This is a genomic window from Bifidobacterium sp. B4111 (assembly GCF_026537235.1).
GTDB lineage: Bacteria > Actinomycetota > Actinomycetes > Actinomycetales > Bifidobacteriaceae > Bombiscardovia.
In genome coordinates, this window is the sequence record NZ_JAFNMO010000001.1 from 188,629 (window position 1) to 202,638 (window position 14,010).

General features: G+C 55.7%; 12 protein-coding genes and 1 pseudogene. 9 read left to right on the top strand and 4 right to left on the bottom strand.

The window, feature by feature from the left end:
* The first annotated feature begins 3 nt into the window (after positions 1–3).
* The 3 genes from menA (J3T93_RS00880) (at position 4) to J3T93_RS00890 (ending at position 2,804) form a co-directional block, all read left to right on the top strand.
* The gene (menA, locus tag J3T93_RS00880; RefSeq protein WP_267430176.1) at positions 4–984 is read left to right on the top strand and encodes a 1,4-dihydroxy-2-naphthoate octaprenyltransferase; all 981 of its coding nucleotides are present in this window, start codon (positions 4–6) and stop codon (positions 982–984) included.
* Positions 985–1,049: 65 nt separating this feature from the next.
* The gene (menA, locus tag J3T93_RS00885; protein ID WP_267399438.1) at positions 1,050–1,997 is read left to right on the top strand and encodes a 1,4-dihydroxy-2-naphthoate octaprenyltransferase; all 948 of its coding nucleotides are present in this window, start codon (positions 1,050–1,052) and stop codon (positions 1,995–1,997) included.
* Positions 1,998–2,063: 66 nt separating this feature from the next.
* Positions 2,064–2,804 (top strand): phosphoglyceromutase, encoded by a 741-nt coding sequence (locus tag J3T93_RS00890; RefSeq protein WP_267399439.1) that lies wholly within the window; start codon positions 2,064–2,066, stop codon positions 2,802–2,804.
* Positions 2,805–2,977: 173 nt separating this feature from the next.
* Here the strand turns inward: J3T93_RS00890 and J3T93_RS00895 are convergent, their stop codons facing one another.
* Complete coding sequence (locus J3T93_RS00895) at positions 2,978–4,438, bottom strand: hypothetical protein (protein ID WP_267430177.1); 1,461 nt, start codon at positions 4,436–4,438, stop codon at positions 2,978–2,980.
* 411 nt (positions 4,439–4,849) lie between these two features.
* On the opposite strand from J3T93_RS00895, the gene J3T93_RS00900 reads away from it, so the two are divergent.
* Positions 4,850–5,257: a hypothetical protein gene (locus J3T93_RS00900; protein ID WP_267399443.1), complete on the top strand. Its 408-nt coding sequence runs from the start codon at positions 4,850–4,852 to the stop codon at positions 5,255–5,257.
* A gap of 189 nt (positions 5,258–5,446) precedes the next feature.
* Here the strand turns inward: J3T93_RS00900 and J3T93_RS00905 are convergent, their stop codons facing one another.
* Positions 5,447–6,460: a LacI family DNA-binding transcriptional regulator gene (locus tag J3T93_RS00905; protein WP_267430178.1), complete on the bottom strand. Its 1,014-nt coding sequence runs from the start codon at positions 6,458–6,460 to the stop codon at positions 5,447–5,449.
* A gap of 334 nt (positions 6,461–6,794) precedes the next feature.
* Between J3T93_RS00905 and J3T93_RS00910 the strand changes: the two genes are divergently transcribed.
* The 3 genes from J3T93_RS00910 to J3T93_RS00920 are packed head-to-tail and all read left to right on the top strand — an operon-like array spanning position 6,795 to position 9,888.
* Complete coding sequence (locus tag J3T93_RS00910; protein WP_267430179.1) at positions 6,795–8,069, top strand: ABC transporter substrate-binding protein; 1,275 nt, start codon at positions 6,795–6,797, stop codon at positions 8,067–8,069.
* Positions 8,066–8,980, top strand: coding sequence for a carbohydrate ABC transporter permease (locus J3T93_RS00915; protein WP_267430180.1), 915 nt, complete (start codon positions 8,066–8,068; stop codon positions 8,978–8,980). The genes J3T93_RS00910 and J3T93_RS00915 overlap by 4 nt, the downstream gene beginning before the upstream one ends.
* A gap of 53 nt (positions 8,981–9,033) precedes the next feature.
* On the top strand, positions 9,034–9,888 hold the full coding sequence (locus J3T93_RS00920; RefSeq protein WP_416378820.1) for a carbohydrate ABC transporter permease: 855 nt from the start codon (positions 9,034–9,036) through the stop codon (positions 9,886–9,888).
* 97 nt (positions 9,889–9,985) lie between these two features.
* Here J3T93_RS00920 and phoU read toward each other — a convergent pair whose 3' ends face one another.
* Positions 9,986–10,663, bottom strand: a complete 678-nt coding sequence (phoU, locus tag J3T93_RS00925; RefSeq protein ID WP_267430182.1) for a phosphate signaling complex protein PhoU — start codon at positions 10,661–10,663, stop codon at positions 9,986–9,988.
* A gap of 735 nt (positions 10,664–11,398) precedes the next feature.
* Here phoU and J3T93_RS00930 point away from each other — a divergent pair.
* Positions 11,399–12,010: pseudogene (locus J3T93_RS00930) on the top strand (sensor histidine kinase); the annotation flags it as partial.
* A 37-nt stretch (positions 12,011–12,047) separates the two neighbouring features.
* Here J3T93_RS00930 and J3T93_RS00935 read toward each other — a convergent pair.
* Positions 12,048–12,335, bottom strand: coding sequence for a DUF2530 domain-containing protein (locus J3T93_RS00935; protein WP_267430183.1), 288 nt, complete (start codon positions 12,333–12,335; stop codon positions 12,048–12,050).
* A 139-nt stretch (positions 12,336–12,474) separates the two neighbouring features.
* Between J3T93_RS00935 and manA the strand changes: the two genes are divergently transcribed.
* The gene (gene manA / locus J3T93_RS00940) at positions 12,475–13,860 is read left to right on the top strand and encodes a mannose-6-phosphate isomerase, class I (RefSeq protein ID WP_267430184.1); all 1,386 of its coding nucleotides are present in this window, start codon (positions 12,475–12,477) and stop codon (positions 13,858–13,860) included.
* The last annotated feature ends 150 nt before the right edge of the window (positions 13,861–14,010 follow it).

Sequence of the window (14,010 nt, forward strand, 5' to 3'; positions counted from 1 at the left end):
GTCATGAATATCAGGCTGTGGGTGGAAGGTATGCGTCCCAGAACGCTGCCTGCCTCGGTGGCGCCTGTCTGCGTGGGCGCTTCGGCTGCACTCTTGGAGCGGTCACGGCTTCTGGAACAGTGCACCAGCTCATGCTCGCCCACGCCTGTCGACCCCGCCCTGAAGGCGGCCACACCGGGACGGTTGACCTTGATCGTTATCTTGTTGGTCCTGCTCGCCCTGTCTATGCAGATTGCAGCCAACTTTGCCAATGATTATGCCGATGGTGTTCGCGGCACTGATTCCGGTCGTGGCGGCGAAGAGGTCGTCTCCGGCAGACCGAGGCGTTTGGTGGCCGCCGGCGTGCCGCCCAGGAAGGTGCTTTACGCCACCATGATCTCGGCGGCCTTCACCTGTCTGATGGGTCTGGCAGTCATGGCGCTGACCGGTCACTGGTGGATGATCCTGGTTGGGATCTGCTGCCTGGTCGCCGGCTGGTGTTACGTGGGCGGCCCGCATCCATACGGCTACCACGGGCTGGGTGAGGTCAGCGTCTTCATCTTCTTCGGTCTGGTGGCCACCCTGGGCACTGAGTACTTTCTCATAAATAGGGTTGATGTCGCCGGCATCCTGGGCGCCTGCGCCTGCGGACTCAATGCCGTGGGCCTGCTCATGCTCAACAATTACCGGGACCTGGATGACGACCGTCGTGCCGGCAAGCACACATACGCGGTTCTGGTGGGAGCGCGCGCAGCGGCTGTTTCCATTTACTTGGTCTACATCCTGAGCTTGGTTCTGGGCCTAATCCAGTTCGTTCCGGCTGTCATGCGACGTGGCCTGCCCGGCTTTCCTCTTGTGCTGGTCCTCCTGCCAGTGGCCGCTGTCTTCCTGCTGATCTGCCGAGCCTTTGCCCGTGGCCAGGTGCCCAAGGCCTTCGGCATGGCAGGCAAGGGTACCCTGGTCTCAGCCCTATGCTGGTCGGCGGGACTGCTCCTGCAGCTGTGAAATCTTGGCCCTCTCGTAGGAGAGTAGCCCGACTTTCGAGCGATTACGTGCATAATCAGGCAATCATGTTTATCACACTTCATGAATACAAGGACGCACTGCGGCCCTCGGCATTGCTCTGCTCACCCACGCCGGTTCTGATCGGTACGGCGGTGGCCCTGCGGCAGCTGTTCAACGAAGGGCTGGTGCCGGATGCGCGCTTCTGGCTGATCGTCCTCTTATGCTGTCTTACTGCTGTATTCATTCATAGCACCTGCAATCTGGCCAATGACTATTTCGACGGCATCAGAGGTACTGACGAGGGCCGGAGCAGCCTTTCGGCCGCAGGCGCTGACGGCTCGGTGCCCGATCTGCCCAGAAGAGGGGTGGCTGGTGGCGTGGAGCCTCGCAAGGTCCTGCTGTCTGCCTACCTCAACATCCTTATGGCCTGCCTGTCCGGTCTGATTCTCTGCTGGGTGACTGGCCACTGGTGGATGATCCTAGTCGGCATCTTCTGTCTGCTGGGAGCCTGGTTTTACACGGGAGGCAAACACCCCTACGGCTATAGGGCCATGGGCGAACTGAGCATCATGATCTTCTTCGGCCTGGTGGGCGTGCTGGCCACCCAATACCTGGAGACCGGCGGCATCGACCTTCACGGGTTCATCGGTGCCTTGGTTGGCGGTCTTGTCTGCATCCCCGTTCTGGAGATCAACAACTATCGGGACATTGACGCGGACCCTCTGGCCGGCAAGTACACGCTGTCTTCATTCATCGGAGCCAAAGGCACGCTGATTCTGATGGGGTCCTGCTATGCCCTGGCTGTGATCCTGGGTGTGTTCGAGTCATGGTCCCTGTCTGACGGCCCCCTTGCGGAGGCCTGGCCCCGCCTGCTCTGCCTGCTGCCTATCCTGATCCTGGCCATTGCCACCACAGTGGCCAGCTGCCGGAACCGCTTCAGCAGGGCGTTCGCGCTGTCGGGCTATACGGATCTGCTGACAGGGTTCTGCTGGCTGGGTGTCTGCCTGCTTTAAGTGACCGCTCTGCAAGGGGAGCTGTAGGTCTCCAAACAGTCCCTCTCAGGTCTTAGAATTCTTAGTATGACCTACAAACTAGTATTGCTCAGGCATGGCCAGAGCGCATGGAATAACACCAATCAATTCACCGGCTGGGTGGACGTCCCGCTGACCGAGCAGGGCGAGCAGGAGGCTCGTAAGGGCGGCAAGCTGCTCAAGGATAAGGGTGTTCTGCCCGACATCGTCTTCACCTCACTGCTGCGCCGCGCCATCAACACCGCCAACATCGCCTTGGATGAGGCAGACCGCCTTTGGATCCCCGTCAAGCGCGACTGGAGGCTGAACGAGCGTCACTACGGAGCATTGCAGGGCAAGAACAAGACCGAGATCCGCGAGAAGTACGGCGACGAGAAGTTCATGCTCTGGCGTCGCTCCTATGCCACCCCGCCGCCCGAGATCGACCCTGACGACGAATACTCGCAGGCCCATGACCCGCGGTATGCTGGAGCACCTGTGCCTCGCGCCGAGGCGCTGGCCAACGTGGTCAAGCGCGTCACCCCCTACTGGGAGAGTGACATTGTCCCGGAACTCAAGACCGGCAAGACCGTCCTGATCGCTGCCCACGGCAATTCCCTGAGGGCCATCGTCAAGATGCTCGACAACCTGACTGAGGACGAGATCGCCAAGGTCAACATCCCCACGGCCATCCCCCTGGTCTACGAGCTGGACGAGAACTTCAAGCCCATCAAGCCTCGCGGCGAGTACCTGGATCCGGAGGCCGCCGCCGCCGGTGCTGCTGCTGTGGCGGCCCAGGGCCAGAAGTGAGATCTTTTAGATAGATTTATCCGATGATGTGAGTCGGACTTTGAATGCAGAGCATCCAAAGTTATTCAGGTGGCGTCGTCTCCTTTTGTGGAGGGCGCCACCTTTTCGTATTCCTAATACTTTTTCAGACGGGAAAGGGCGGGAACAATGCTCTCGTTCCTGCGTGCGGGTGCCTATCTGGTCTTTATGGCCAAGGCGATACTTTGCCCAGGTTCGACTTGCTCCTCCACGCCGACTGCGGAGCCATCGTGAAGATGGATGACGCTGGCTTGGTATCGTCTGCTCTGGCCGTTGAGCGTGACATCTTCCAGCATGGTGTTCGGTTGCATGGCAATTTGCAAATAGGCATGCAGGGGTTCATCGGTTCTGTTCGTGAAACGAAGCGTGTCGTCTTCTTGCTCGAAATCGACCTGGCCGCCGCAGAAGGCCAGGTCCTTCCAGCTAAAGCGGCGCCAGGGCGTGTAAGGAGCGATTCTGATGCTGTGGGCGTTCTGGTCGCGTTCGACTCCCATGATGTCGTGCAGGAAGAAACTGACGAATTCACCCGCACACCAGCCGCACTTGCCCAGGCCACGTTTCACCTTGGTAGGTTCTTGCTCAGCATGCTCGAAGGGCCACCACCAGAAGGACCCCTCCAGATCGGTGGTTCTGCGCAGCTCAAGCAAGGCATCTCTGAGTTCTTCTCGAGTATTCGCCCTGCAGAGGCCATGGATCTGGCCGGGATAGGTAATTCCGTTGCTGTCGTCAAAGTCCCAGAAGTCGATGCCGCCCGTAATCGGGGCATAATACGGGTCTCTGATGCTGTGGGCCCATCTGGCGTGGTTGCGTATGCGCTCGTCGTCACGGCTGGTGAATCCATAAACTGAGGCAAGAGTCAAGTCGCTTTCCTCTCCGTCATGGACGCCGATGATGCTCCCGTCCCTATTGGCTCCTTCCACATACATGGGCCGGCCATCAATGCTGCAGACGCATTTCTGGTCAAGCGACTGGCGAAGTTCTTCGGCTATCTGTTTCAGCTGTCTTGTCTGATCGGCATCCAGAAGATCCGGGAAGTCCTCGGCCATGACCGTGGCTGCCTTCCAGGCCAGTATGTTGGACCCAGTATGGTAGTCGCCGCGTGACGGCCCGTCCGAAATGTAAAGAGTCTCATAAAGCTGTCCTTGTTCAGGTCGTTCGGCGATAAGATCAGCGGCCAGCCCACGAACGTATTGGGTGAATGTACTTTGGTCCACGGTGAATGTCTTGCGGCCATGACGATGAACCAACATGGAAGCCAGAACTGCAGCGAGGCAGGAATTGCCCAAGGAGTGTTCGAATCCGCTGGCCTCGGGGTGCATTCTGGACTCGCGTTCCCAAGCATGGTCGGGTATGCCATACTGCGCAAGGAATTCAATCATGGGATTGGCCAGGTCAGGGTCGCTGTCGACCAGACCCATGGCGCAGTAACCGAAGTCTCTGGTCCATACGTCGGGGAGTGGGTTGGCGTTGGATCCCCAGAATGAGCCAGCCGCCTTGCCGTCTGCCAGGAGGAGGAGGCTTTGTCGGGCTAGTTCCGCCGACCGGGTGATGAGCTCACCATACCATGGGTCTTCCAGAATCTGCACCTTGCCTAAGCTGCCCTTACGGGCTTTCAAGGTAACGTTCAGAGCTTTCCGGCATTCCTGGATAGAGTTAAATATCTGAAGGTTATCCTCTCGCTCCGAAAAATCGAAGACACTGGCCACGCTCCGACTTTCTCCTGGAGCAAGTCGGAGCGTGGCCTTGCATGTGTCGCGCGCGATAGGACTGTCTGATTCGCCCAGAAGATTGGATTTCAAGGGTAAAAGTTCTGTGCCTTCCTTGCCCCGCGTTGACGACAGATTAAATACGTTTACGTCTAAAGACGTCGTTCCCCTATTGATGAGCCGACAAAGCTGAATCAGGCACAAAGGTCTGCTGGCGCCTTTCTGGGGCACGAAGACGATAGTCTGGCTGTGCAAATCGCTTATTGATGCATCGAAGACTGGTACTAGGTCGTCTATGAAGCTAAGCGCCGGTGATAGACATTGACGGTTCAGGCATCTGATCTGCATTCCAATGTGCCCTTCGCAGAAGGCCAGCTTTTTGTACACATAGACACCGGGAATGGTCTTGCCTCGCATATCCTGGCGCCCTACTGCAACAACCGCGCGTCGCACCTGTCCAGTCCTGTCCAGGGCAGCCAGAAGGCGATTGTTGGAGATGTCGACGCTGAAAGGATAATCAGTGTATCTGCCCAGGTCGTACTCCATGACTGTATCGTCAGGCCATTCGAGGCCTGCGGCGGCAAAGAAGCTTGCACGGTTGCCAGCGGCGCCCTTTGCATTGAATCCCATCAAGGTTTTCTCTGTTTTGGTTTCTTGTTGATCCGAGGTTGGCAACGGCATCAACTGCTCCTTTCAGCAAGTTTGCGGGACGCGGGTATCGCTTCATAAGCATGCTCGAGGGCCCATCCATGGTCATGGAGTCCATATGGTTACATCCATGCTTCCAAGCACATGATAACGTATACATCAGCAAAGGCCAAAGACCTTATGAGCCTGCTGCCGCACATGTGCTTCGAATGGCTTGGAATGTGAGGACTGGGCCTATGAAAAGTCAGCTCTTGATATGGCGGCTGAGAGTCAGCGCTCCGGAGGGGCGGTTGTGCTGCGAACGGCCAGGAATGATGGCTGAATTTGTACGCACGTGTCAGGGTTCTCGCCCTCTAGCAATTTGAGAAGCGTGTGAGCGGATGTTTTTCCCATCTCATAGGGATCCTGATGGATAGTGGTCAACCCGATCTCATGGGCGTAAGTCGAATCGTCGAAACCTGCAATCGAAACATCTCGGGGGATTGCGTATCCCGAACGCTGCATGCAGAAAAGCAGAGGAAGGGCGTATTCGTCATTCATGCAGATTATGGCTGTTGGGCACTGGTCCAATCTGGACAGCTGGGATAAGGCGAAGTCCGCTCTGGTATCGTCCTTGGGAGCATACACGACTGTGGGGTTCACCCGATCTCCTAGCTCGGAGCATATAGAGCGGAATGCCTGCAGACGTGCCTGACCGTTCCATTTGAAATGTTCAGTCTCTGGATCCAGACAGACATAGGCGATTTTACGATGCCCAAGGTTGACCAGATGGTTGATGACCAGTTTCATGCAGCTGGTCTCATCTATGCCTATGGTTGCCGAAAATTCAGGAATTGGCTCAGTGTTGATCCCAATAAGCGGGATGCCTGTCGTGGCTAATTTGTCGGCCTCTGTGCATGGTATTTGGAAAGAGACCACAAGCACAGCATCAGCATTGCGTTTGATAGACATATCCGAAAAGAATGCATGGCGTTCCTGCTCATCCGAAACGGCGTATAGAGCGATATCATACCCTGCGTCATGAAGGACGGAATTGAGGCCAGCCAAAACATGCGAATCATACCAGGAGTCCAATTCTCCGCCAGTCAGGAAGGCGATTCGTGCCGACTTGCCTGATTTCAATGCTGAAGCAGATCGTGAAATGGTGTAGTCCAGGTCCTGTGCGACTTTGAGGACTTTTTCCCTTGTTTGTGGGAGAACCTTGTCGGGGAGGGTGAAAGTACGGGATACCGTTGCTATTGAAACCCCGGCACGATCTGCTACGTCTTGAATGGATGCGCTCACAGTGCCCTCCTGTTTTCGCTAGGGCTTTTGCCTGCAAGATCTTATCATAGCTGCTCAAATGATGGATACGTATACATTAACTATTCATTTTTTCAAGAGAGACTTGTTTTGTACCAGGTCTACAAAGCCAGGTTTAAACCTAATAGAAAGAAAACTAGCTGAATGGCTGGGCTATTAAAGAACTTGCAGGGGGATAACTTGCGTGCTAACGTTTACATCAACTGGCCGGAATGTCAATGATGATTTCTGTTTATCCCATTTCGACTGGTTTAACCACAGGTCGAGCCGTCTTATTGCAGCGTGACGGCTTGAACGGGGCAGAGGAGAAACGTCAATGAAGATGACGAGAAACACATTTGTGCGCATGCTTGCGACAGTTCTTACTGCCGTGGCTCTGGCACCTCTGTCGGCATGCGGTGGATCTGGAGGAGTCAGTGTGACGACGCTCAGCTTCTTTCAGACCAAACCAGAGGCGGTGGAAGACTACTCCAGGATTATTGCGGACTTCGAGAGACTGCATCCGGATATCAAAGTGGTACAGAATCAGGTCTCTTCAGCCGACACAGCCTTGAGAGCTCTTCTGGTCAAGGATCGCACGCCTGATGTCATAGCGTTGAATCCCAACGGAAGCATGGGAAAGATGGCCAAGGCAGGGGTATTTTATGATTTTAGCGACACGCCTATAAGGCACAGGATCCGCCCGGTCATGCAATCTGTGATCAATGGGTTGGGACGAGATGGCAGGCAGATAAATATTGTGCCTTATGCCGGTAACGTATGCGGCATCACTTATAACATCGATTTGTTCAAGCAGCATGGCATCAAGGTGCCCAAGACCTGGAAGGATCTTGAGCAGGCAGTTGCCATTCTGGAAGCCGACGGCGTTGCCCCTTTCATTGGCACATTGGGCGACCCCAATCGTGTTTCAACGCCTTTCGACGGTCTGGCTCCTTACTACGACAACGATGGGTTCTGGGACAAAATGCGTGCCGAAGGTAAAAAGGTAGGGCCGGATTCGCCCGTTTCCTTTCAGAAAAACTTTAAACCTTTGATGAAACGGCTCTATTGGATTTACCAACATTCGACCAAAGACGTGAGAACCATGACATACGAGGACGGAACTTCCGCCTTCGCTCGTGGTAAGGGAGCCATGCTCCTGGCAGGGAACTGGTCGATGGCGCCGGTCCTGCAGATCAATCCGAAGATGCACGTAGGCTTCTTCCCCTATCCCACGGACAAAGCCGATAAAGCCATTCTCGTCTCTGGCGGAGATGTGGCGATCACCATGGGTGCGCATCCCAAGCATGAGAAGGAATCCATGGCTTTTATCAACTATCTGTACTCGGACGAAGTTCAGCGTCGTTTCGTCAAGTCACAACAGCTTATTCCTTCGCTCTCATCTATTCCTGTGGACGAGAATCCGGCCATGAAGCCGGCCAAATACTGGATAGATTCTGGCAGGATCCAGGGATACGCGGATCACCAGATCCCCTCCAGCATCAGCTACAACCCGATATTGAACAAAGCCATGCTGGACGGCGACCTGGCCTCGGCCCTCACCACACTCGACAAAGAGTGGGGCAAGGTTGCGGCCAGAACCATCGAGTGATCGGAGACAAACGCATGACTATGACACAGACGACAGTGGCCACAGGCACTCACCGGAATCGTCGATTTGCTGAGACCACTTATTACTGGATGGTATGGCCTTTTATCATCCTTTTCGCCATCTTCCACACCATCCCCATGCTGGCCGGCATCTTCTTCAGCTTCACCAACTATGCCGGTTACGGAAAATGGCACATGGTAGGTTTCTCGAACTACGTCAATCTATTTGGGGATGACAGGGTTCTCCACTCATATTTGTTCACTATTTTCTTTTCACTGGTGGCTACGATCCTGACCAATGTCATTTCCTTGGCGATCGCGTTGGCTCTGAATGCCCGGATCAAGGCTAGGAATCTGTTCAGGGGCATCTTTTTCATTCCCTACGTGCTGTCCATGCTGATCATCGGATATGTCTTCCAATTCTTCTTCTCCAAGTCAGTGCCGAAGATTTTCTCAGCAGTTCCTCTGCTCAGGGATAACGTCCTGACCAATGAACACTGGGCCTGGGTGCCTATCGTTATCGTGACGGTATGGCAGGCTTGCGCTTTTGCGATTATCATCTACCTGGCTGGCCTGCAGACTATTCCTGTCGATATCTATGAGGCGGCTTCGCTTGATGGAGCTACAGGGTTTAAGGCCTTCAAGTCCATTACATTGCCGCTTATCATGGGCTACGTAACCATAAACGTGGTGCTCAATATCAAGAACTTCATGCAGGCATTCGATCAGATAGTGGCCTTGACCGATGGTGGGCCAGGTATGGCTACTGAATCGGTGACTCTGCAGATTTATCAGGGTGGATTCACAGGCGGCGAATTTGCCTACCAGTCCGCTGATGCAGCCATTCTCTTCCTGATCATCACGTTTCTTTCATTCATACAGCTTCGTTACCTTAATCCAAAGGAGGATTAAGCGCCATGACCTCCAGTCAAGTTATGAATGCCATTCCGGCAAAGTCTTCAGGCATGAATTCACATACACAAAACGGTCATGGAAGGCATTTTCATAGGGTCAATTGGTGGTTGACGGCCCTGGTGGCGGTATGTTCATTGACTGTTCTTGTACCGCTGTATTTTGCAGTGGCGGTCGCGCTTAAGAGCCCTGAACAGCTGGCTAAGGGGACAGGCTTTGAATGGCCCAATCCAGTGCATTGGGGCAATTTTGCGCAGGCCTGGGTCCGAACCAATTTCCCCAGGGCGCTTATGAACACGGCCATGATCACGGTGTGTTCAGTTGTGCTGACTCTGCTGACCAGTTCGGTCTTGGCCTATGCACTAGCCCGGAATATGCACAGGCCCTTTTTTAAGATCGCTTACTACTACTTCTTGGCAGCCATGTTCATCCCGTTCCCTATCGTGATGCTCCCGGTTGTCAAAGAAGCGGGATTGCTTGGTCTTGATAACCAAGCAGGGCTGATTGTGCTGTATACGCTGTACGGGTTCTCGATGAACATCTTTCTGTATACGACTTACCTGCATTCCATTCCCATGGAGTTGGAAGAGGCTGCTCGAGTTGATGGGGCATCGACTTGGAGGGTGTTCTGGCAGATTATTTTCCCGCTTCTCATGCCGATGAATGCAACCGTAGGAATTCTGACATGCGTATGGGCATGGAACGACTTCATCATGCCGTTGGTGGTACTTACGGACCCTGGTGCCAGGACCCTGCCATTAGCTCAGTATGTATTTCAGGGGCAATACAATACCAATTACACGGTAGCCTTCGCTTCCTACCTGATGGCTATGGCTCCCTTGCTGATCGTTTATATATTCTCTCAGCGTTGGGTCATCTCCGGAGTGGTGCGCGGCTCTGTAAAATAGGCGTCTCTGGGTTCAACACCACTCGAGCATAAAAGAGGAACGGCCCGCCACCAAATCGATTAACTGCCAAGCGGTAGGTCGTTCCTTTGTCGTTCATTCAGTCCAGATCAAGGTCGAGGTCCTTGGGGTCCTTGGAGGGGTCGAAACCCGAGACGATGTAGACCACGCGCCGGGCCGCCGAGACGCCATGATCTCCCAGACGCTCCATAAACCGTGCCACCAGGACCAGGTCGATCAGTTGCTGCCTGGTCCCCTTCCAGTCGTCTGAGAGGGCATAGCCGAATGTCTGCTGGTGGAGCTTGTCCATCTGGTCATCGCTGAGGATGATCTGCTCGGCTATGGTCGTGTCTCTGTCGGAGAGCATCTCGACCAGACGGTCAGCCATGACGTCCAGAAAGTCCTGCATCTGCTTGAACAGGGGGATGACCTCGTCGGGCAGGGTCGGTTCGGGGTAGGAGCGCCTTGCCGTCTCGGCGATATGCCTGGCCAGGTCTCCCATGCGCTCAAAGGTGGCTGACAGGCTCAGTGTGGAGACCACCACCCGCAGATCAGTGGCCACTGGGCTCTGCTTGGCCAGGAGCCTGATGCATTGATCGATGATGCTGGACTGGAGGTCGTCTATATCGGCATCCCCGTCGATAACTTGCTGGGCCGTCTCTATGTCGCTGTCCATCAGGGAACGCCCGGCTTTTTTGATGGCATCGCGGACCTTGGCGGCCATCCGATCGAGATCGTCGGCCACCAGCCCTAGCTCTTCGTTGAAAATCACGCGCATTGTTCTTCCCTTTCGGCCTCGGTCAACGATATAACTCCAGTCTATGTGAGCAAAGTGGCAAGGAAAAGCTAGTTTCGAAGAATGTCGGACCATTGGAGCGACAATCAATGTCGGATATGCGAGAATAAAGCCGGAACTGCCGATGAGACTTGGATGATGTTGCAGCGTCCGGGATCGGCACCGGACTGGAAGGAAGTCCTTATGAGACGGTTCATGGACCGCCTTCGCAGTCTTATGGGCAACTGGAGCAAGGATGATGAACAGGCCGATGGTGAGGCATTGGAGGGTTCGACACAAGCACTACTGGCGCTCATTCCCGCCGCCACGGTTGTGGTCAATGGCGATGACGACGTTGTTCGCTCCAGCCCGGATGCCTACAGGCTGGGAATCGTCAGCAACGATGAGATAGCGAATCCGAAGATCATCAAGGCCATTGCGCAGGTACGCCGCTCGGGCGGTCGACGTACCTTCAATCTGACCACGCGAACGCCTATTGAATTCACTCTGGATGCCGCAGCCGAGAGCCCCGAATCCGATGATTGGGATATTGAGGATGCTGAGGATCCTGGGGATGCGAGCCATGTTCAGGCTCAGGCGGTATCCAGAAGGAACTGGCTCAAGGTTACCGTGGGGCGTATCGACAAGTCCCTGGTCGTGGTGCTTATCGATGATGTGAGCGATTCGGTCAGGTTCGTTCGGACCAGGGATGCTTTCATGACCAATGTATCCGAGCAGATGCTCAAGCCGGTCCAAGCCCTAGAGGAGCTAGCGGCGCAGCTGAAAAACACTTCCTACCTGGAGGGGGATGATCCGGACCTGCTTCGCAGCCACTTGCACAGAGTTTCCAAGGATGCTTCCTTGGTCCAGCGTTACAGCGCCTATCTGGGGCATGTGCTCAAGGATCTACTTCTGCTGATTCGGGCTCAGGAGCGGATCCAACCCAGCAAGGGGAACGTGCTTGACGTAGCTGAGCAGATAGGTGCAGTGGTGCAGGATGAGCAGGATGGAGCTGATCAGTCACATGTGGTCCTGCGATGGCGATGTGACCAACCATTGACGATTCACGGCGACGGACAACAGATTAGAGTGGCTCTGGCCAAGCTGGTTGAGAACGCTATCTCCTATTCACCTTCAGGCTCTACTGTTTCCCTGGTGGCTCAGTCCTCGAATGACGAACACTACGCAAAAATCAGGGTGGTTGATCACGGCCGAGGCATATCTAAGGCAGACCAGGATAGGATCTTCGAGCGCTTCTACCGTGCCGACAATCAGAGTGAAGAGACTGCCGTAGGTATCGGTCTAGGACTGGCCATCGTCAAGCATGTAGCTCTGACCCACCATGGCTCGGTCATGGTCTGGAGTGCACCGGGAGAGGGGAGCACCTTTACGATGATGCTTCCTTTGGCTCAGGGTCCGGTGGCTGGGCCAGACGGCGATAATCCCAGCGATTGGAATGTTCCCAGATCATCAGCAGGATGCCCACGCCGACCCCGGACAGGCAGACAATAAAGGGTTTGGTAACCGTCATTCCGGTCAGAGCCAGGACACCCACCACAACCAGGGCCAGAATCCATGCCCCAGTTCCGAGCAAAAAGATGCGTCGCAGGTCCACCTGCACGGGCCGAGGCGATGGTCTGCGGGCGGCCGGGTCGAAAATGGGAGCCAGCTTCATACCACCACTGTACCGCTAGCAATGACATGCGGCGACCCCCACGCCTTGCCCAGGCTTCGGGCATTGTCTTATTATGACGAGGATTGGTGGGTTCGTATACACCGGCCCATGGAGGGATTTCCCGTGGAAAGGGGAGTGCGTGTATCCGATCCAAGCTGTGAAGAAGCACTACGCCTGGGGCTCACATGACCGACTGCAGCGCATGTTTCATCTGCATGAGTCAGACGAACGCCAGCAGGATACCTTGGCGGAGATGTGGTTCAGCGGGCACACCGAATCCCCCTCGCCCTTGACCCTGCCCGATGGCTCGCTAATGCCGCTGACCGAGGCCATTCGCCGCAATCCCATGGCCATGCTGGGGGAGCGCGACTCCCGCCTCTTCGGCCCCACACTGCCCTACCTGTTCAAGATCATCTCTGCCCGCATTCCTCTGTCCCTGCAGGTGCATCCCTTGGATTTTGAGGCTCGTGCCGGTTTCAACCGGGAGAACGCTCTGGGGGTGCCTGACGACGATCCCAGCCGCTCCTTTCATGACAGTCTGGCCAAGAACGAGATGGTGGTAGCCCTGGAGCCCTTCCAGGCCTGTGTAGGCTTTGCGACTATCTCCATGCAACTGACCCTCTTGCGCGCCGTGGATCACCCTCTGGCCGAGCTGATGACCCAGGCGCTGACCGCCCGTACCTTCCATCTGGGGGTTCCTCCGGCACGTTTTGCTGGGGCCGATGCAATGATGCCGGTCTCCTCCATGATTTGGCCGGACTCCCGCCGACGTATCTTCCGGGCCTTCCACGCTGCTGTGACTGCTGAGCCAGAGGAAGCCCGAGGATTGGGGGAAGCCTTGGAGGCTGCTGCTGGGCGGCTACGGTCCAGACGGGCGGGAGCTGTGCTGAACCATGCTCTGTGTGCTGCTCAGGCCTTTCCGAAGGACCCGGCTGTGCTCTGTCTGCTCATGCTCAATCCTGTGGACCTGGAGGAGGGTGATTCGGTCTATATCCCCGCCGGGACGCCTCACGCATACATCCATGGCACTGCGGCAGAGATCATGACCAACTCCGACAATGTGCTCAGGGCTGGCATGACCTCTAAGCATCGGGACATTCCCAACCTTCTGCACAGCCTGGACTGCCAGCCTTCAGCCCCCATCGACCCATCTAGCTCCATGATTGCCACCCTGATCATGCACAACATGGTGACCTACCGGCCCAAGATCAACGAGTACATGCTGGTCTACGGGCACGTGGAAGAAGGCGGAGCCACTTGGCCCCTGCTCAATAGACTTCAGCAGCGCTACGGGGATCTGATAGAGCGTCTGGGGCCTCGCCACCTGATGATTCCCCGCAGGGGACCCCGCATCATCGTCTGTACTGACGGGCAGATCCGTTGTGTAGCCGCTGACCAATCCTGTGTGCTGGACCAGGGACAGGCCCTCTTCATTCCCTCCGAAGATGGCCGTGTCGACATCACTATGCCTGAGGATTCCAACGATGCTGACGGGTCCTTCTTTCTGGCGTCGACCCCGGTCTGACCTCCTATGAGCCTGGTTCGCTCAGGGTGGACCAGGCAGAGTTCAGAACCGATAGACACGCCGTGGCGGACGGCACGCATGCGGGTTTGTTCATGTCCGCCGCATGACCGTACAATCTTAACGTATTTCATGGTTATCGAAGATGAGTGA